This window comes from Pseudoduganella sp. SL102, assembly GCF_027856995.1.
GTDB lineage: Bacteria > Pseudomonadota > Gammaproteobacteria > Burkholderiales > Burkholderiaceae_D > Rugamonas > Rugamonas albidiflava.
In genome coordinates, this window is sequence record NZ_CP115554.1 from 628,871 (window position 1) to 648,208 (window position 19,338).

Annotated in this window: 16 protein-coding genes; 13 read left to right on the forward strand and 3 right to left on the reverse strand. The window is 66.4% G+C overall.

What is annotated here, in order from left to right; all coding sequences use genetic code 11:
* From OU994_RS02780 to OU994_RS02820, 9 genes are read left to right on the forward strand one after another with little or no spacing between them, the layout of a single operon-like run.
* On the forward strand, positions 1–1,176 hold the full coding sequence (locus tag OU994_RS02780; RefSeq protein WP_281609542.1) for a TIGR03088 family PEP-CTERM/XrtA system glycosyltransferase: 1,176 nt from the start codon (positions 1–3) through the stop codon (positions 1,174–1,176).
* Entirely contained in the window at positions 1,164–3,059 is a 1,896-nt protein-coding gene (locus tag OU994_RS02785) for an XrtA/PEP-CTERM system amidotransferase (protein ID WP_281609543.1), read from the forward strand. Before OU994_RS02780 ends, OU994_RS02785 begins: the two co-directional genes overlap by 13 nt.
* A gap of 49 nt (positions 3,060–3,108) precedes the next feature.
* The gene (locus tag OU994_RS02790) at positions 3,109–4,335 is read left to right on the forward strand and encodes a TIGR04063 family PEP-CTERM/XrtA system glycosyltransferase (protein WP_281611567.1); all 1,227 of its coding nucleotides are present in this window, start codon (positions 3,109–3,111) and stop codon (positions 4,333–4,335) included.
* On the forward strand, positions 4,332–5,438 hold the full coding sequence (locus tag OU994_RS02795) for a glycosyltransferase family 4 protein (RefSeq protein WP_281609544.1): 1,107 nt from the start codon (positions 4,332–4,334) through the stop codon (positions 5,436–5,438). The genes OU994_RS02790 and OU994_RS02795 overlap by 4 nt, the downstream gene beginning before the upstream one ends.
* The gene (locus OU994_RS02800; protein ID WP_281609545.1) at positions 5,435–6,841 is read left to right on the forward strand and encodes a phenylacetate--CoA ligase family protein; all 1,407 of its coding nucleotides are present in this window, start codon (positions 5,435–5,437) and stop codon (positions 6,839–6,841) included. The genes OU994_RS02795 and OU994_RS02800 overlap by 4 nt, the downstream gene beginning before the upstream one ends.
* A complete protein-coding gene (locus tag OU994_RS02805) occupies positions 6,838–8,172 on the forward strand; it encodes a putative O-glycosylation ligase, exosortase A system-associated (protein WP_281609546.1) in 1,335 nt (444 codons plus the stop codon). Before OU994_RS02800 ends, OU994_RS02805 begins: the two co-directional genes overlap by 4 nt.
* Complete coding sequence (locus tag OU994_RS02810; RefSeq protein ID WP_281609547.1) at positions 8,159–9,169, forward strand: polysaccharide deacetylase family protein; 1,011 nt, start codon at positions 8,159–8,161, stop codon at positions 9,167–9,169. The genes OU994_RS02805 and OU994_RS02810 overlap by 14 nt, the downstream gene beginning before the upstream one ends.
* 16 nt (positions 9,170–9,185) lie before the next feature.
* Entirely contained in the window at positions 9,186–10,634 is a 1,449-nt protein-coding gene (locus OU994_RS02815) for a lipopolysaccharide biosynthesis protein (protein WP_281609548.1), read from the forward strand.
* On the forward strand, positions 10,634–10,930 hold the full coding sequence (locus OU994_RS02820; RefSeq protein WP_281609549.1) for a 2Fe-2S iron-sulfur cluster binding domain-containing protein: 297 nt from the start codon (positions 10,634–10,636) through the stop codon (positions 10,928–10,930). The genes OU994_RS02815 and OU994_RS02820 overlap by 1 nt, the downstream gene beginning before the upstream one ends.
* 58 nt (positions 10,931–10,988) lie before the next feature.
* Here OU994_RS02820 and OU994_RS02825 read toward each other — a convergent pair whose 3' ends face one another.
* A complete protein-coding gene (locus OU994_RS02825) occupies positions 10,989–11,303 on the reverse strand; it encodes a hypothetical protein (protein ID WP_281609550.1) in 315 nt (104 codons plus the stop codon).
* A 98-nt stretch (positions 11,304–11,401) separates the two neighbouring features.
* Here OU994_RS02825 and OU994_RS02830 point away from each other — a divergent pair, with 98 nt between their 5' ends.
* Positions 11,402–11,671: a MoaD/ThiS family protein gene (locus OU994_RS02830; protein ID WP_131148250.1), complete on the forward strand. Its 270-nt coding sequence runs from the start codon at positions 11,402–11,404 to the stop codon at positions 11,669–11,671.
* 1 nt (position 11,672) lies between these two features.
* Positions 11,673–12,767 carry an exo-alpha-sialidase gene (locus OU994_RS02835; protein WP_281609551.1) on the forward strand — a complete coding sequence of 365 codons (1,095 nt, stop codon included), beginning with the start codon at positions 11,673–11,675 and terminating at the stop codon, positions 12,765–12,767.
* Between the two features lie 48 nt (positions 12,768–12,815).
* Here OU994_RS02835 and OU994_RS02840 read toward each other — a convergent pair whose 3' ends face one another.
* Positions 12,816–13,421 (reverse strand): TetR/AcrR family transcriptional regulator, encoded by a 606-nt coding sequence (locus tag OU994_RS02840; RefSeq protein WP_281609552.1) that lies wholly within the window; start codon positions 13,419–13,421, stop codon positions 12,816–12,818.
* Positions 13,422–13,568: 147 nt separating this feature from the next.
* Here OU994_RS02840 and OU994_RS02845 point away from each other — a divergent pair, with 147 nt between their 5' ends.
* Positions 13,569–14,591, forward strand: a complete 1,023-nt coding sequence (locus OU994_RS02845) for an MBL fold metallo-hydrolase (RefSeq protein WP_281609553.1) — start codon at positions 13,569–13,571, stop codon at positions 14,589–14,591.
* A gap of 118 nt (positions 14,592–14,709) precedes the next feature.
* Positions 14,710–16,749, forward strand: coding sequence for a 3'-5' exonuclease (locus tag OU994_RS02850; protein ID WP_281609554.1), 2,040 nt, complete (start codon positions 14,710–14,712; stop codon positions 16,747–16,749).
* A gap of 90 nt (positions 16,750–16,839) precedes the next feature.
* Here OU994_RS02850 and OU994_RS02855 read toward each other — a convergent pair whose 3' ends face one another.
* Positions 16,840–19,326 (reverse strand): TonB-dependent receptor, encoded by a 2,487-nt coding sequence (locus OU994_RS02855; RefSeq protein ID WP_281609555.1) that lies wholly within the window; start codon positions 19,324–19,326, stop codon positions 16,840–16,842.
* Positions 19,327–19,338 lie beyond the last annotated feature (12 nt).

A 19,338-nucleotide genomic window follows, 5' to 3' on the forward strand; every position in this document is an offset into this window, starting at 1 on the left:
ATGAATGACGCTCCGCTCATCGTCCACCTGATCTATCGGCTCGATTTTGGCGGGCTGGAATCGCTGCTGGTCGAACGGATTAACCGGATGCCAGCCAGTGCCTACCGGCATGCGATCGTGTGCCTGACCGATTCCAACCCCGCGTTCGCCAGGAAAATCACCCGTGCCGGCGTGGCGATCCACGCGCTGCACAAGCAGCCCGGCCAATCGCCGGGAACGCACGTGGCACTGTGGCGCCTGCTGCGCGAACTGCGTCCGGCAGTGCTGCATTCATATAACCTGTCCGCTGTCGAATACGGCCCTGCGGCGTTGCTGGCCAGCGTCCCGGTGCGCATCAATGGTGCCCATGGCCGGGATCACGACGATCCGCACGGCACCAACCGGAAACACAATGCGCTGCGCCGGCTGATGGTGCCCTTCTATGACTGCTGCTATGCGAACTCGGCGGCCATGGAGCAGTGGAACCGGGACGTGATCCGCGTGCCCCCGCACAAGAGCCGGATGCTGGCAAACGGCATCGATGCCGAGCGGTTCCATCCCGGCCTGCCGGATGAGACGGTGCGGCCGGACGGCTGGCCGTTCGACCCGGCGCACTTCGTGATCGGCACGGTTGGCCGCGTGCAAGCCGTGAAGGATCATGCCACCTTGTTCGCCGCTTTTGCACTGCTGCGCGAGCGGCGCCCGGAGCTGCCGTTGCGGCTGGCGATCGTGGGCGACGGTCCGCTGCTCGAATCGATGCGCGCCAGGGTCGCGTCGCTCGGCCTGCAGGATGCGGTCTGGCTGCCGGGGGCGCGCACCGACATCGCGCAGGTTCTGCGCCGCCTCCACGTGTTCGCCATGTCGTCGATCGCCGAGGGCACGCCGGGTTCCGCGCTGGAAGCGATGGCAAGCGGCTTGCCGGTGGTCGGAACGCGCGTGGGCGGCATTCCGGAAGTGGTGGATGAAGGTGTCACGGGCCTGCTCGTGCCGCCATCCGATCCGGGCGCGATGGCGGCCGCATTCGAGCGATACGCCGGATCGCCTGAGCTGGCGGCACGGCACGGTGCCGCGGGCCGCGAGCGGGTGCTCCACAAATACAGCATGACGGCGATGGTCGCGGCCTACCAGGGCATGTACGACAGCCTGTGCGAACGAAAGATCAAGACCAGAGGGGCGGTGACATCATGTGCGGAATAGTGGGCATACTGGATACGCGTGGCCGGCGCGACATCGACGAAGCACTGCTGCGGCGAATGAACGATACCCAGTTCCACCGGGGGCCCGATGAAGGCGACATCTACCGCGAACCCGGCGTCGGTTTCGGCCACCGCCGGTTATCCGTGATCGACCTGTCGCTGGGCCAGCAGCCGCTCGGCAATGAAGACGGCAGCGTGATGGTCTGCTACAACGGCGAGATCTACAACTACCGCGAGTTGACGGCCGAGCTGAAAGCGCTGGGCCACGTGTTCAGGACGAACAGCGACACGGAGGTGATCGTGCACGCGTGGGAAGAATGGGGCGAGGCCTGTGTCGAACGCTTCCGCGGCATGTTCGCCTTCGGCCTGTGGGACCGCAACCAGCAGCTGATGTTCCTGGCGCGCGATCACATGGGCGTCAAGCCGATGTTCTACACGATGCTGCCGGATGGACTGTTCGCGTTCAGCTCCGAACTGAAAGCCCTGCGCTCGCTGCCCGGCCTGCCGCGCGAGATCGACCCGCGCGCCGTCGAGGATTATTTCGCCTACGGCTACGTGCCGGAACCGAAGACGATCTACAAGGGCGCATTCAAGCTGTCGCCGGGTTACCGGCTGGTGCAGAAGGTAGGGGCGCCGCTGGCCACGCCGCAGCGCTGGTGGGACGTGCCGTTCAAGCTCCACCATGCGATGACGGAAAGCGACGCGCAAGGCGAGCTGGTCGAGCGGTTGCGCGATGCGGTGCGCAGCCAGCTGGTGGCCGAGGTGCCGCTGGGGGCTTTCCTGTCGGGTGGCGTCGATTCCAGTGCCGTGGTGGCGATGATGGCTGGCCTGAACAATGCTCCCGTGAATACCTGTTCGATCGGCTTCCGCGACCGCGCGTTCGACGAATCCGCGTACGCGGCGCAAGTGGCGCAGCAATACCGCACCGACCACCATGTGCAGACAGTCGATACCGACGACTTCGGCCTGCTCGATACCCTGTCCGACCTGTACGACGAACCGTATGCCGACAGTTCGGCGATCCCCACCTACCGCGTGTGCCAACTGGCGCGCCAGCGCGTGACCGTGGCGTTGTCCGGCGACGGCGGCGACGAAAACCTGGCGGGTTACCGACGCTATCGCTACACGATGGCGGAAGAACAGGTACGTGGCCGGATTCCGTCCGCATTGCGCCGTCCGCTGTTCGGCACGCTGGGCCGCTATTACCCGAAGGCCGACTGGGCACCGCGCGTGTTCCGTGCCAAGAGCACCTTCGAATCGCTGTCGCGCGACCTGGTGGAAGGCTATTTCCATGGCGTGTCGATCATGACGGATGCGATGCGCTCGCAGCTGTTTTCAGACACGTTCCGCGCCGGCCTGCAGGGCTATCGCGCGATCGACGTGATGCGTGGCCACGCGAACAATTCGCCCACCGACGATCCGCTGTCGCTGATCCAGTACCTGGACATGAAGACCTACCTGCCGGGCGACATCCTGACGAAGGTGGACCGCGCCAGCATGGCGCATGCGCTCGAGGTCCGCGTGCCACTGCTGGATCACCAGCTGGTCGAGTGGATCTCGGGCCTGCCGCCGGAGATGAAGCTGAAAGGCAGCGAAGGAAAATACATCTTCAAGAAAAGCATGGAAAAGTACCTGCCGCACGATATCCTGTACCGGCGCAAGCAGGGCTTTGCGGTGCCGCTGGCCGCGTGGTTCCGCGGGCCGTTGCGCGAACGCGTGCGAACTTCGCTGCTGGGCCCGAACCTGGCCGCCACCGGGATGTTCAATGCCGCCTTCCTGGCCGAGATGGTGGAACACCACCAGTCGGGCCGCCGCGACTACAGTGCGCCGATCTGGACGCTGCTGATGTTCGAAGCCTTCCTGAAAAAAGAAATGCAGGCGTAACATGGGTACTTCCGACATTGCCGGTATCGCCGATATCGCCGCGCGCCCGCTGAAAATCCTGCACGTGCTGGATCATTCGATCCCGCTGCACAGCGGCTATACCTTCCGCACCCGCTCGATCCTGCAGCAGCAGCGCGCCCTGGGCTGGGACACGCACCACATCACCAGCCCGAAGCACGCGGCGGCCAACGGCAGCGCCGGCGACACACATGAAACCGTCGACGGCCTGTGCTTTTTCCGCACCGAGCCGGCGCACGGCATGCTGTCGCGCATGCCGGTGCTGAACCAGCTGGCCGTGATCGACCGGCTGGCCACGCGCCTGCTGCAGGTGGCGCGGGAAGTGAAGCCGGACATCCTGCATGCGCATTCGCCGGCGCTGAACGCTGTCGCGGCGCTGCGCGTGGGCCGCAAGCTGGGCATTCCCGTCGTGTATGAAATCCGCGCCTTCTGGGAAGACGCGGCGGTCGACCATGGCACCAGCAAGGAATGGGGCATGCGCTACCGCCTCACCCGTGCCATGGAAACCTGGGCATTGAAGCGTGTCGATGCGGCCACCACGATCTGCGAGGGATTGCGGACCGAGATCGTCGGCCGGGGCATTCCCGCGAAAAAGATCGCAGTGATCCCGAACGCGGTCGATATCGGCGATTTTTCGGTGGGCGGCGTGCGCGACGAGGCGCTGGCGCGCGAGCTGGGCCTGGAAGGAAAAACCGTGCTGGGCTTCATCGGCTCGTTCTACGCCTATGAAGGCTTGAACGTGCTGCTCGACGCCCTGCCGGCCATGCTGGCGCGGCGGCCCGACTTGCGCGTGCTGCTGGTGGGCGGCGGCCCGCAGGACGGGGCGCTTCGGGCGCAAGCCGGGGCGCTCGGCATCGGCGCGCAGGTGGTCTTCACGGGCAGGGTTCCGCACCAGGAAGTGCAGCGCTACTACAACCTGGTGGACGTACTCTGCTATCCGCGCCTGAAGATGCGGCTGACGGATCTCGTGACGCCCCTGAAGCCGCTGGAAGCGATGGCGCAGGGCCGCCTGCTGGCCGCCTCCGACGTGGGTGGGCACCGCGAACTGATCGAGGACGGGCGCACGGGCGTGCTGTTCACCGCGGGCGACGCAGCCGCCCTGGCGAAGCGCGTGCTGGACTTGCTGGCCGCACCGGAGCAGTGGCCGCAGCTGAAGGAGCAGGGCCGGCGCTTCGTCGAGAATGAACGCAACTGGACGGCCAGCGTGGCGCGCTACCGGAAGGTGTATGGCGACCTGGTCGCGGGAGAGCGCACATGACGGCATTGTCGATCGGCCTGGTAGGACCGCTGCCGCCGCCTTCCGGCGGCATGGCAAACCAGACCCTGCAACTGGCCGCGTTGTTGCGCGGCGAGGGCATCGAGGTCGTGACCGTGCAGGTCAACGCGCCATACCGGCCCGCCTGGACTGGCCGCATCAAGGGGCTGCGCGCCGTCGCGCGGCTGCTGCCCTACCTGGCCTGCCTGTGGCGCACGGCCGGCAGCGTGCAGGTGTTCCACGTGATGGCCAATTCGGGCTGGTCGTGGCACCTGTTCGCCGCGCCTGCGATCTGGATCGCCCGCCTGCGCGGCAAGCCCGTGGTCGTCAATTACCGGGGCGGCGAGGCCGACGAGTTCCTGGCCCGCGCGCGCCGCTGGGTGGCGCCGAGCATGGAGCGCGCGGATGCCGTCATCGTGCCGTCCGGCTTCCTGGAAACCGTCTTCGGCAAGTACGGCCTGGCGACACAGGTGGTACCGAACATCGTCAGCCTGGAGCGCTTTTCATCGGCGCGGGAAGTGCAAGCCGGTACCGGTCCCCGCCTGCTGGTGGCCCGCAACCTGGAACCGATCTACGACAACGCGTCCGCATTGCGCGCCTTTGCCCTGGTGCGCGAACGCCATGCGGATGCCACGCTGGTGATTGCCGGTTCCGGCCCGCTGCGCGCCGAACTGGAAGGGCTCGCGGCGGAGCTGGGTGTCGCCCAGGCCGTCACGTTCACCGGCCGCGTCGACAACGCGGCCATGGCGGCGCTGTACCGTAACGCGGACGTGATGCTCAATCCCAGCCTGGTCGACAACATGCCCAATTCCGTGCTCGAATCGCTGGCCTGCGGCGTACCGGTGGTCAGCACGAACGTCGGCGGCGTGCCCTATCTCGTCGAAGACGGCCGTACCGCATTGCTGGTACCGCCCCGGGCCCCCGAGGCCATGGCCGCAGCCGTCCTGCGGCTGGCGGCCGAGCCTGCGCTGGCGGCTTCCTTGCGCGAAGCAGGGTTGCGCCAGGTGCAGGCATACACGTGGGCGAGCGTGCGGCCGCGCCTGCTCGCTGTCTATCAACACGTGCTGGCCAGCCGTGCCGGCACCACCGCGGTGAGCCAGCCATGAGCATGCAGAACGTGCGCTATCGCCCGGCGCCCTACACGGCGCTCGTCACGAACCTGATCTTCCCCTTGCACGAACGGGTCAAGCAGCACAGCAGCGTCGCGGTGCGCAAGCAGCTCGAGGAATCGCAGTACTGGCCGGAAGAACGGCTGCGCGATCTGCAGCTGCAACGCCTGCGCTGCCTGCTGGATCGGGCGGCCACCTCGGTGCCGTATTTCCGCGACCTGTTCGCGCAGATCGGCTTCGACCCGGCGCGCGACCTGCACAGCCTGGACGACCTGGCCCGGCTGCCGTTGATGGACAAGGCCGTCATCCGGGCCAATGCCGACCGGCTGAAAGCCTCGGATGCGGTGGGCCTGGCCCGCTTCAACACCGGCGGCTCCAGCGGGGAGCCGCTGATCTTCTACATCGGCAAGGAGCGCGTCAGCCATGACGTGGCCGCGAAATGGCGCGCCACGCGCTGGTGGAACGTCGATATCGGCGACCCGGAAATCGTGGTGTGGGGCTCGCCGATCGAACTTGGTGCGCAGGACCGCGTGCGCGCACTGCGCGACCGGCTGCTGCGCACGCATCTGCTGCCGGCATTCGAGATGTCGGCGGCCAAGCTCGACGGATTCGTGGCGCGCATCCGTGCCCACAAGCCGCGCATGCTGTTCGGTTATCCGTCGGCGCTGTCGCACATTGCGCGCCATGCCCGGGACAAGGGGCAGCGCATGGACGACCTGGGCATCCGCGTCGCCTTCGTCACGTCCGAGCGCCTGTACGACGAGCAGCGCGCGCAGATTTCCAGCACCTTCGGCTGCCCGGTCGCCAACGGCTACGGCGGGCGCGATGCCGGCTTCATCGCGCACCAGTGCCCGGAAGGCGGCATGCACATCACCGCCGAGGATATCGTCGTCGAGATCCTCGGCGCCGACGGCAAGCCGGTGCCGCGCGGGCAGTCCGGCGAGATCGTCGTGACGCACCTGGCCACCGGCGACTTCCCGTTCATCCGCTACCGCACCGGCGACATCGGCGTGCTGGGCACGCAGCAATGCGGTTGCGGGCGCGGCTTGCCGCTGCTGCAGGAAATCCAGGGCCGCAGCACCGATTTTCTCGTCGCGCAGGACGGTACCGTGATGCATGGGCTGGCCCTCGTGTACATCCTGCGCGACCTGCCGCAGGTACAGGCGTTCAAGATCACGCAGGAAAGCCTGGACCTCACGCGTGTGCAGGTGGTGCTGGCCGCGCCATTGGAAACCCCGGCATTCGACACGCTGCGGCGCCAGATCGAGCGGGGCTTCAAGGCCCGCCTGGGTGCCGGCGTCGGCGTCGAGGTCGAACGGGTCGCCGAGATCGCTCCTGAAAAATCCGGCAAGTTCCGCTACGTGGTCAGCAAGGTTGCCACCGGGAGTATCGCCGCATGAGGGACGTCGTCATCACATTGCTGGTGTTCGGCTCGCTGCCGTATATCTTCAAGCGTCCCTCGCTGGGCATGGTCATGTGGATCTGGATCAGCGTGATGAACCCGCACACGCAAGGCTGGGGTTTCGCGCGCGATTTCCCCTTCGCCGCCATCATCGCCGTGACGACCGTGGCGGCCATGGCCACCAACGCGCACCGGAAATACCGCTATCCGCTGACCCCCGTTACCATCACGTTCGTGGTCTTCATCGCCTACATGTGCCTGACGGCCGCGTTCGCGATCCACCCGGACTACATCATGCCGCAGCTGATCAAGGTGCTGAAGATCATGGGCATGACGATCGTCGTGATGATGCTGCTACGCAAGCGCAAGCATGTCGAATGGCTGATCTGGACTGTCGTGATCTCCATCGGTTTCTATGGAGTCAAGGGCGGCATTTTCACGCTGCGCAGCGGCGGCCAGTACCGCGTGTGGGGGCCGATCGGCACCTTCATCGACGGTAACAACGAGATCGCACTGGCGCTGGTGATGACGATCCCCCTGATGCTGTACCTGTACACGCTGCTGGACAACAAGTGGGCCAAGCGCGCGATGATCGTGTCGATGGTGCTGTGCGCCCTGGCGTCGCTGGCGTCGTATTCGCGCGGCGCGGCGATCGCGATGGTGGGCATGCTGGCCTTCCTGTGGCTCAAGAGCCGCAACAAGGTCATGCTCGGCATGCTGCTGCTCCTTTGCGTACCGGTCGCGCTGGTATTCATGCCCGAGCAGTGGCACGCCCGCATCGACACGATCGACGAATACGAGCAGGATCTGTCGGCGATGGGCCGCATCAATGCCTGGTGGATGGCCTACAACCTGGCCAACGACCGGCCACTGGGTGGTGGCTTTGAGATCTATGATCCGCACGTGTTCCAGCTGTATGCGCCGATCCCCGAGGATGTGCATGCGGCGCACAGCATTTATTTCCAGGTGCTGGGCGAGCATGGCTGGGGCGGGCTGGTGATCTACCTGGCGCTCGGCATCTTCACCTGGCTGACCGGGTCACGCATCATCAGCCGTTCGGCCCGTTTCACCGAACTGGCATGGGCCGGCAACCTGGCGCGCATGGTCCAGGTCAGCCTGCTGGGCTTTGCCGTCGGCGGCGCTTTCCTCAGCCTCACGTATTTCGACGTACCGTATTACCTGATGGCGGCGATGGTGGCGACGCACCTGATCGTCGAGCGCGAGCGGAAGATGCTGGTGCCGAAGCCACTCATCAGTCCCCTTGCGCCGGAACCCGAGCCGCCGGATGAAACGGCTCCAGAAGAAGAGCTTCGCCATGAAACAGCCTGAATCCGGCGCTGACGCCGCCGTCCACGCCAGCACCGCACCGCTGCTGGAAAAAAGCCTGCTGTCGCTGCTGTCGCCGGGAGGCCGGCATGGCCTGTCGATCCTGATCTATCACCGCGTGCTGCCCCGCAAGGACCCGCTGTTTCCCAGCGAGGTCGATGCCGCCGAGTTCTCGGCCCAGGTCGGCATGCTGAAGTCGCACTTCCGCGTGCTGCCGCTGCTGGAAGCGGTCCGGCGCTCCCGGGAAGGCACGCTGCCGCCACGCGCGGCGGCGATCACGTTCGACGACGGCTATGCCGACAATGCCGAGGTGGCGTTGCCGATCCTTCAGCGGCATGGCCTGCACGCCACCTTCTTTGTCGCCACCGGCTTCCTGAACGGCGGGCGGATGTGGAACGACAGCGTGTATGAACTGGTGCGGCGTGCGCCGGACGGCGTGCTCGATGCCACGCCGCTGGGTCTCGGCACGCATCCCCTCCACACGGAGCCCGATCGCCGGCAGGCCATCCCCGCGCTGATCCGGCAGTTGAAATACCTGCCGATGGCCGAGCGGCAGCAGCAGGTCGACCGGCTGGTGGACCTGGCCGGCGCGGCGTTGCCGGAAGACCTGATGATGACGACGGCCCAGGTGCGGAAACTGCATGCGGCCGGCATGGGCATCGGCGCGCACACCGTCAATCATCCGATCCTGGCGCGCCTGCCGGACCATGAGGCGCGCCACGAGATCGCACAGGGCAAGCTGGCATTGGAAGACATGATCGGCGCCAGCGTGCCACTGTTCGCCTACCCGAACGGCAAGCCGGGCGAGGATTACGAAGCGCGCCACGTGGCGATGGCGCGCGAACTGCGTTTCGAGGGCGCCGTGTCCACGTCGTGGGGCGCCAGCCGCGGCCGGCCGGACCTGTTCCAGCTGCCCCGCTTTACACCATGGGACAGGAGCCGGTTGCGCTTCGTCCTGCGCATGGCACGCAACCTGACCACGAGCGCACAGCTGGCGTAACAAGGAACACCCCCGCATGTCATTGAAGAAGGACGTCCTGCACGGACTGAAATGGGTCGCCGGCGCCAAGTTCGCCAGCCAGATCATCAGCTGGGTCATCACGATCATCGTGATGCGCATGCTGGTGCCGGCCGATTATGGCCTGATGGCGATGGCTTCCGTGTTCCTGGCCTGGTGCGCCATGTTCGTCGAGATGGGTCTGGCGCCGGCGCTCGTGCAGGCCAAGGAAGTGTCCACCCAGAAGCTGCGCCAGGCCTATGGCCTGTTCACGCTCGTCAATTTCGTCGTGGTACTGCTGCTGGTGGCGTGTGCGCCGCTCGCCGAGCGCTTCTTCGCCGAACCGCACCTGGCCGACCTGATCCGGCTGATGTCGCTGCAATTCGTGCTGGCACCGTTCGGCCTGGTCTCCGAAGTGCTGCTGCAGCGCGGCCTGAATTTCCGCGCCCGCTCGCTGCTGGACCTGTCGCAGTCCGTGCTCACCGCCTTCGTCACGCTGGCGCTGGCATGGTGGGGCATGGGGGTGTGGTCGCTGGCGCTGGGCATCATCGTCGCCGCGCTCTACCGCACGATAGCGGTCAACGTCGTCGCGCCGTTCCCCCACTTGCCGCTGTTTTCGTGGCAGGGCATGCGTGCGCTGCTGACGTTCGGCGGCAAGGTATCGGCCTCGCGCTTCCTGTGGTTCTTCTTCACCCAGGCCGACACGGTGATCATCGGCCGCACGCTGGGCGGCGAAATCCTCGGCGTGTATTCGGTGGCGCTGCACCTGGCCAGCCTGCCGGTACAGCGGGTGTCCGGCATCCTGAACCAGGTCGCGTTCCCCGCGCTGGCGCGTTACCAGAACGACCGCGTCGCGATCGGCCGGCAATTGCTGAAGGCATTCGAGCTGGTGTCGCTGGTCGCGTTCCCGATCCTGTGGGGCATGGCGGCAACCGCCAGCGACATCGTGCTGGTCTTCCTCGGCGCGCACTGGCGGGAAGCAATCCTGCCGCTGCAGGTGCTGTCGCTGATCATGCCATTCCGCACCGTGGTGCAGTTCCTGCCCGCCGTCACCGATGCCGTCGGGCGCCCCGGCATCGCGCTGCAAAACGGCATCGTCGCGTGCACGGTGATGCCGCTTGCCTTCTATGCGGGAACGCACTGGGGCATCTTCGGCGTCGCCATGGCCTGGGCACTGGTCTATCCGTTCGTCCTGCTGATCAACATGCACCGCATGCTGGGCGTGATCGGGCTGACGATGGGCGAGGTGGCGATGCGGATGCTGCCGGCGATGCTGTCCGGCGCCGCCATGTGCGCGGCCGTGACGGGTGTGCACGGCCTGCTGGACCAGGTGGTGGACCGCCGGATCGCGCTGGCGATCCAGGTCGCGGCCGGTGCCGCCGGCTACCTGGCGGCGAGCTGCCTGCTCAATCGCGCGGCCGTCGTCGAAGTCTGGGGCATGCTGCGCCGCAAGCGGCAGGTCGCCTGATGGCGATGCACCGCGTTCGCGTCCTGCCGAAGGAATTCGCGTTCGATGCGCAGGAAGGCGAAACCCTGTTGCGCGCCGCCGAACGCGCCGGCATCCGCCTGCCCAGCTCCTGCCGCAACGGCACCTGCCGTACCTGCCTGTGCGGCAGCGACGGCGGCCCCGTGCGCTACCTCGTCGAATGGCCCGGCCTGTCGTTCGACGAGCGCCTCGCGCACGACGTGCTGCCCTGCGTGGCGGTGGCGGAAGGCGACATCACGCTGTTCGCCCCGGCGGCGCGCAAGCTGCCACCCGCCTAGTTTCGTTGCGCAAGCTGCCGTCGCCCCAGCTCCGGGGCGCGGTGCCGGCGCGGCCAGCCTAGCCGGCGCTGCCGCCATGGCGCAACCGGGCCAGCAGCGCCTCGGTCTGTTCATTCAGCGGCTGGCCATGGCGCCGCAGCAGCTGCACGTGCAGCACCAGGTTTTCCAGCACCAGCTTGGCGGAAACGGCCAGCAGCGTGATCTGGCGATCCGCCTCGCTGAACGATTCCATCTTGTCGGCCATCTCGCACAGGTGGCTGGCAACGAGGCTCCGCAAGTCTTTTTCGTCGAACGGCAAGTCGGCGAAATCGATCGGGTCCTCGAGCTCCACTTCCTGCATCAGGGTTTCCAGTTCCTGCTGGGTAATCGACATCGGCAGCTCCCGTGTTGCTTTCCATCCGTCATGCATTCATTGTAGGCCAACGGGCCCGGCAACCGCGCTAGAATCATTGCACCCCGGAGGCGATTCCCTTGGCGCTCATCATCTTCACACAACAACTGGCGCGTTTCCTGCCCGTGCCGCAGCTGGTCACGCAGGCAGCCACCTTGCGCGCCGCGCTCGACGAAGTGGCCGCCGCGGACCCGCGCCTCGGCGCATATGTGCTGGACGACCAGGGCCGGCTGCGCGCCAACGTGGTGGCCTTCATCGATGGCCGGCGCTGCCATGACCGCGCCTTGCTGGACGATCCCATCCGGCCCGATTCCACCATCCACATCCTGCAGGCACTTTCCGGAGGTTGACATGACGGCGCAAGCATTCATCGCTACCCGCAAGGGATTGTTCGAACTGGCCAGGGAGGAGGGCGCGTGGCGCCTGTCCGCACCGCACTTTCCCGGCGATCCGGTATCGATCGTGCTGCACGACGGGCGCGACGGCGCCACCTACGCGGCGCTGAACCTGGGCCACTTCGGCGCCAAGCTGCACCGGCGCGATGCCGGCAGCGCGGCCTGGACGGAAGTCGCCGTACCGGTCTATCCGCCCAAGCCGGAGGGCAGCGACGACAAGACCGACTGGACCATGAAGCAGATCTGGGCGCTGGAAGCCGGGGGTCCCGACCAGCCTGGTGTACTGTGGGCCGGCACCTTGCCAGGCGGCCTGTTCCGCTCGAACGACCGCGGCGACAGCTGGCAGCTGGTCGAATCGTTGTGGAACGTCCCCGGGCGGGCGCAGTGGTTCGGCGGCGGCTATGACACGCCGGGTATCCACAGCATCTGCGTCGACCCGCGCGACAGCGCCAGCGTGCTGGTCGGCGTTTCCTGCGGCGGCGCATGGCTGACCAGCGACGGCGGTGAAACGTGGTCGCTGCGCACGCAAGGCATGGCGGCGCGCTACATGCCGCCGGAACTGGTTCACGATGGCGCGGCGCAGGATCCACACCGCATCGTGCGCTGTGCCGGCATGCCCGATGTGCTGTGGTGCCAGCACCATAGCGGCATCTGGCGCTCGGTGGACAATGGCCAGCGCTGGGAAGAAGTGGAAGCGCCGGCGTCGTCGTTCGGCTTTGCCGTCGCCGTGCATCCCGCCGATGGCCATACGGCATGGTTCGTACCCGCCATTGCCGACCAGCAGCGGGTGCCGGTCGGGGCGGCGCTGGCCGTCAACCGCACGCGCGACGGCGGCACTACCTTCGATACGGCGCGCGATGGCCTGCCACAACGGGATTGCTACGATCTGGTCTACCGGCATGGCCTGGCCGTGGCCAGTGATGGCGCTACCTTGCTGATGGGATCGACGACTGGGGGATTGTGGCTGTCGGACGATGAAGGAAGCAGCTGGCAAGCCATCTCGGCCCACCTGCCTCCCATCTACGCGGCGAGGTTTGCGGACCTGCGCTGAGCGCGCGATCCGGCCGCGGCCAAGGCACTCCGCCTGGCTGCCAGGTGCTCACGCGCCCCAGTAGCACAGGAACATGTCGACGGCCGTCTCGACCACCGCCGTCTCCTGCGCCTCGTCCAGTCCCGGCTGGGCCATCGCCACCTGCGGCCAGAACGCAAACGTCTTCAGCTGGCCCTGCAGCACGGTGGCCATGAACGCTGGATCGCCCGCCTTCAGCTTGCCATCCGCCTGGGCAGCGCGCAGCAGCGCCGCCGCGCCTTCTTCCTTTTCCGACAGCTTCGCCACCATGCTGCGTGCCCGTTCGGGTGTATGGATCGCTTCGGCGATCGCCACGCGCGCCAGGTCGAGGAAATAGGGATCGCGCAGCAGCGCCACCTTCTGGCGCAGCAACTCCATCAGTTGCGTCCGCAGCGGCTGGTCGGCGCGGTACAGCGCCGGGGCGGCACTGGCGCTGCAATCCCACAGCTCTTCGAGAATCTGGGCGAACAGGTCGTCCTTGCTGGGGAAATGGTTGTACACGGTGCGTTTCGATACCCCGGCGGTGGCCGCCACGCGATCCATCGACGTGGCATCGAAGCCATTGGCACGGAATTCGGCGATCGCCGCCTGCACGATGGCGGCACGCTTGCGGTCGGTAAGGCGGGAAGTCGTCATGCCGCCATTTTACACCGGGTAGTTTACTTTTTACCGATCGCGGACTACACTGCAAACTACACTGTGTAGTGTACTTATTATGCCGGTGTAGTGAACAACGTAGTGCAATGTGCCAAGCCATTGTCCGCCCCTGCCAAAAGGATTCCCATGCAAACCACTACCGCCCACGTCTCGCCCCAGGTCCACAAGGGCCGTTTCCGAAACCCGGCGCGGATGCAGCGCGGCAGCCTGGGCAAGATGCTGGGGATCATGTGGCGGGCGCTGTTCAACAAGCCGGCCGGAACCATTCCGGCCATGCCGATCCCGGTACAGGCGATGACGCGGACCGCCATCGAAGCAGCCCCGGACCAGACCGTGTGGCGGCTCGGGCATTCGACCGTGCTGCTGAAGCTGGAAGGTGGGCTGTGGCTGACCGACCCCGTATTCGCGCGCCGTGCGTCGCCGTTCAGCTGGCTGGGCCCGGCCCGTTTCCATGCACCACCCGTGGCGCTCGACGACCTGCCGCCGCTGCAAGGCGTGATCCTGTCGCACGATCACTACGATCACCTCGACCGGGCCGCGGTCCTGGCACTGGCGGCCAGGACCGCGCACTTCATCGCACCGCTCGGCGTTGGCGACCGCCTCGTGAAATGGGGGATCCCGGCTGGCAAGGTACGGCAACTGGACTGGTGGCGTTCCATCAAGCTGGGCAATGTGGAGCTCACGTGCACGCCGGCACAGCATTTCTCCGGTCGCGGCCTGTCGGATGGCAACAGCACGCTGTGGTGCTCATGGGTCATCGCGGGCGCCACCCGGCGCGTCTTCTTCAGCGGCGACACCGGTTACTTCCGCGGCTTCAAGGCGATCGGCGACCGCTTCGGCCCGTTCGACCTGACGATGATCGAAACCGGCGCCTACGATGAGCAATGGCCGGACGTGCACATGCAGCCGGAGCAAACCCTGCAGGCGCATATGGACCTGCGCGGCAATGTGCTGTTGCCGATCCATAACGGCACGTTCGACCTGGCCTTCCACGTCTGGCAAGAGCCGCTGGAGCGGATTGCCGCGCTGGCGGACCAGCACGGCCAGTCGCTGGCCACGCCCGTCATCGGTGCGCCGCTGTCGCTCGAAGCGCCCCGCGCGCCACAGCGGTGGTGGCGTACCGTGCAGGAAAACGCCGCCGTGCTGTAGGGCGCCGGGTTCCGGACGTTTTCGCCTCGGGGTGGCGATCACGTATAGTGGCGCCGGCGACCCGCCGCATTCCCGTGCGGCGGCGCGAAATCGTCACGACCGACAGCAAGGAAACCCCATGGCGCACACCCCCAGCCCCGAACAGGCAGACATCCTCCATTCCCGGGCCGGCGTGGTGCACATCGATGCCGTGGCCGGCGCGGGCAAGACCACCACGATGGCCATGATCGCCCGCGACGCCTGCGCCCGCGGCCTGGCGCCCGCCGCGATCGCGTGCCTGGCGTTTTCGGCCGGTGCCCGCAAGCGTTTCGCACAAAAGCTCGCCGAAGAGGGCGCGCCAGCGGGGCTCGTCGTCAGTACCGTCAGCGACCATGCGCTGCGCCATTTGAACAAGCTCAAGAGCGCAGGCATGCTGGACTTGCCGCCCCGGATCACCGGGCGGGAGATGCGCGAGCGGCTCGTGCAGGCCGCCGAACAAGTCTGGCAGCGCTACGAGCGCGCCGGCATCGCCACCGACTTCGACTTCGGCATCGAGCACAGCACCGATCGCATCGATCACCTGCTGCAAGTGCTGCGGCAGTTGAAGGCGGCCCTGAAGACGCACCAGTTCACGGAAGACGATTTCCGTTCCGTCGACCTGCATGAAATCAGCGAAGAACATGATCTGCCGGTGCAACTGATCGAGATCTGCGCCGAGTACGAACGGCTGCGCGAACCGTCGCCCGGCGAGTTCGCCTGGCAGGCGGAAGACGACTTCGTGCCGGACCTCGTGCGCCTGCTGGCCCTGTATCCGGCCGCCCTGGATCACCTGTGGCACGCGGCGCTGTATCTCGTCGATGAATGGCACGACGTGAACGCCGCCGAGTTCAAGCTGATCGCCCTGCTGAAACGGCGCGGCAGGCTGGTCGTCGTCGGCGACCGCGACCAGGTCATCGACGAAGCGCGCGGCGCCGAGCTGCGCTTTTCCGCCGAGACGTTCCTGGCCGCGTATCCGGAAGCGGTGCGCTTCCCGCTGCGCAGATCGCGCCGCTTCGGACCAGCCGTGTCGCGTGCCGTTTCCCGCCTTACGTCCCGGCAGGTGGAGTCGTTCGAAGGGCTGCATACGGTGCAGCACAAGCTGCGCTACGTGCCACCGGTTCCCGGCAGCTGTGCGGCGGCGGTGATTGCGCACGCCAGGAAAGTGCACGAGGCCGAGCAGGGGGTGCAATGGTCCGACATCGCCGTGATCACGCGCGATGACGACCAGAGCATCGACATCGAAAACGCCCTGATCGATGCACGCATTCCGTACCGCTGCGAAGACGTGGTGTCCTACCTGCTGCGCCCGGAGATCCTGTTCATGCGCGCCTTGCTGCACATCGTCAGCGGCCACTACGACACGCTGGAAAAGGATGCATCGACCGTGCAGGCCATGGTGAGCGCGCTGGCGGCCTTCGTGTCGATGCCGGCCGACCGGCAGCAATTCGAGGTCGACTACATGAAGACGGGCCGGTCGCCACGCAAGACGCCATTGGAAGAAGCGATCGAGTCAGTGCAGGGGACACCGTCCGCGCTGCGATGGTTTTTCGACGGCATCGTGGCCACGCACCGGGAAACGGACAGCCAGCTCACCCGGAACTGGAAAGCCACCTTCGGAGCCTGCGTCGCGGAACTGACGGCGAACAGTGCCAGCCTGCCCACGGCGGCGGCGGCATTGCAGGCGGTCCAGCGGATGGTGGACTTGCCTGCCGCGGTCGGCAGGGCGGTGCCGAGGCGCAGCGAGGCCGATTCCGCGGTCAGGTCGATCCGCAGTTTCACCCAGTTCGCCGAGGCGTGCGGCAAGATGTCGATCGCGCAGTTCCTGACCGAACTGCGCAGCCGGCAGGGCAAGCTGTCGGCCCGCACGGATGCCCAGCGCCATCGTGCCCAGCTCGTGCTGACCACGGTGAGGGCGGCCAAGGGCCAGGAATGGGATCACGTCATCCTGCCGTACCTGGAGCGGGGCGAATTCCCCCGCACGGCGAACCTGGCCGAAGAGAAGCGCTTCCTGTATGTCGCGATGACGCGCGCCCGCGCCAGCCTGGCGCTCGCGGAACCCGATGACGGTCATCGCGAGCTGTGGAGCTCCCTGCTGCATGGCGTCGCCGCTCGCACGGCCGGCAGTGAGCCAGCGCCATAAAAAAAGCGGCCCGCGGGCCGCCAAAAGCGAGAACGAAGCGCGCGGCCTTGGATCCGCACAGGCTCCTGGGACAGTTCTCGATGAAAACGCTTAGAACCGGTACATGACCGACGCTTCCCACGTGCGGCCGAACAGCGGCCGGGCATTGATCGGGCCGCTGCCGCCCGTGGTCAGGCGCGAGTTGCCTTCGGTGAGGCCCAGTTCGTTCGACAGGTTGTTGCCGCTGACGCGGAACTCGATCTTCTCGCCCAGCCGGAACACGGCGCCGGCGTCGACGGTCTTGTAGGAAGGCAGGTATTGCAGGTTGGCCTGGTCCGCCCAGCGTTCGCCGATATACGTGTAGGTGCCATACACCCGCAGTTCATTGTCGCCCATCGGAATGCGGTACGACGGTGTGAAGCGTCCCTGCAGTTTCGGCTGCCGCTGCACGCGCTTGCCCGCCGTGACCGGATTGTCCTTGTATTCCGAATCCTGCCAGTTGCCCGTCAGCGTCAGCGTTAGGTCGCGTACCGGGCGCAGGCCCAGTTCGAATTCCACGCCATGGCCCTTCGAGCCGCTGACGGAGTTCAGCAGCGTCCCGTCGGCGAGGATCTGCTGGAAGGCGATGCCATCGAAATCGGTGCGGAAGTAATTCACGTACGCGCTGTACAGCGGGGTCGCCGTCTTGAAGCCGATCTCGAACTGTTCGATGGTTGGCGTCGGCAACAGGCCGCGGTCGTCGACGTTGGCCTGGGTGCCGGCATTGCGCAGGTCGTCGAACGCCACGAAGGTGTGGCCCTTGTTGGCGCGGGCGAACACGCTGGCATCGCGCCCCAGCTTGAAATTGCCGCCGATCGTGAAGGACGTGGCCGAATCGGTGCGCGTCAGCGCGGTATTCGCGCCGGTGGGCATCGACGTGCCGTTGTTGTACACGGTCAGCGGGTTGTTGTCCGTATCGCCGGTCGTCAGGCGCGACACCGTCGCATCGAGCTTTTGCCGCTCGCGGCGCAAGCCGCCATCGACCTTGATCCGGTCGTTGACCTTCCATTCGTTGGCGATGAACAGTGCGGTATTGCTGCCGTCATACGATGCGATGGGCGCGAAATTGACGGGACCTTCCTTGCCCTGGTTGGAGACGATCACGCCGTTGTCGAGCCGGACGTCGATCAGCCGGGCATTCGGCACGGCCGTCATCAGGTGGCTGTTGCCCAGGTACCAGACGTCATCCGACGAATAACTGGCAAAGTAGCCGCCGATCGTGACGGTGTTGTCCTTCATCCATTCGCGGCTGACACGGATCTCGTCGGTGGCCGATTGCAGCTGCTTTTCCACGGCCCACAGGCCCGCCTGCACCACCTGCTGGGTGTCCCCGACCGGCGTGCCATCCAGGTAGGTGGCGCTGGCGGCGGTGGCGGTGCGGCCCGGCACGGCGCCACGGTGCGTGGCCAGCGCGCTGGACAGGTAAGCGCCCATCGACAGCGGATTGTTCCCGGTAAACATGGCGATGGTGTTCAGGTCGCCATCGAAGTAATTGAATTTGTTCGACACGCTCCAGCCGGCGATGGTTTGCGCGAAATCGATGCCGAACACCGTCGACTTCAAGCCGCGGCCATCGCCCAGGTCATAGTCCAGCGTACGCCCTGGGCCGGCCTCGACCGTGAAGCGCCGCATCTCGCCGCTCATCAGCGTTCCCGTCAGCGGATCGAAGCCCGGGAATTCCGTGATGGTGCGGCCCTCGTTCGCCGAGATCAGCGGCACGCCCGTGTAGAACGCGTTCTTGTCGTCGGTGCGGCGCGCATAGAACGTGACTTCGCCCGCATCGAGCTTGCGCGTCAGCGTGGCCGTGATCTGGCTGCCCTTGTCCGCCGGGAAGCCGGCATCGCGCACGCCACGGGTGTTGCGGTAGAAACCGCCCACCGTGCCATACCAGTTGTCGGCAATCTTGCCGCCATAGAACATGTCCATGCGGCGCAGTTCGCCGGTGCCCGTCGAGAAGCGGATCGAGCCTTCCGGCGTGTCGGTGCCCTTTTTCAGGATGAAGTTCATCGTCGCGCCTGGCTGGCCGTTCGAGAAGATCGTGCTGGGGCCGCCACGCAACACTTCCACGCGCTCGACCGTGTCATCCAGGCGGAATGCCGAGGAACCTTCGAAGAACGACAGCGTCGGCACCGGGTAGATCGGGTTACCCATCAACTGCACCGACACGAAGGGCGAGTCGGAACCGGACGGGAAGCCGCGCACTTCGATATTGGCGCCGGACTGGCCGCCCGTGGCTTCGGCATACACACCCGGTACCAGCTTCAGGATATCGGCCGTACTGATCGGGGCGGCCTGCCGCAACTGTTCCTCGCTCGCGGTGGTGATCGAAAACGCCGAGTCGAGCTTGCGCACGCCGCCGGTGGCGACACCGGTCACCACCACCTGCTGGATTTCGGTCTGCACTGCATCGCTGCCCTGTTGCGCTCCGGCGCCCGAAGCACCGGCCGTGTCCTGCACGGCGGGCGGGGCCGGGGTCTCCTGCGGCGTGGCCGCGCGCGCCTGGCTGGCCAGCGCAAGAATGGCGAGGGAAATCGAGGACAGCAGGAATCTGTTGTTCATGGCGGGGTGCTT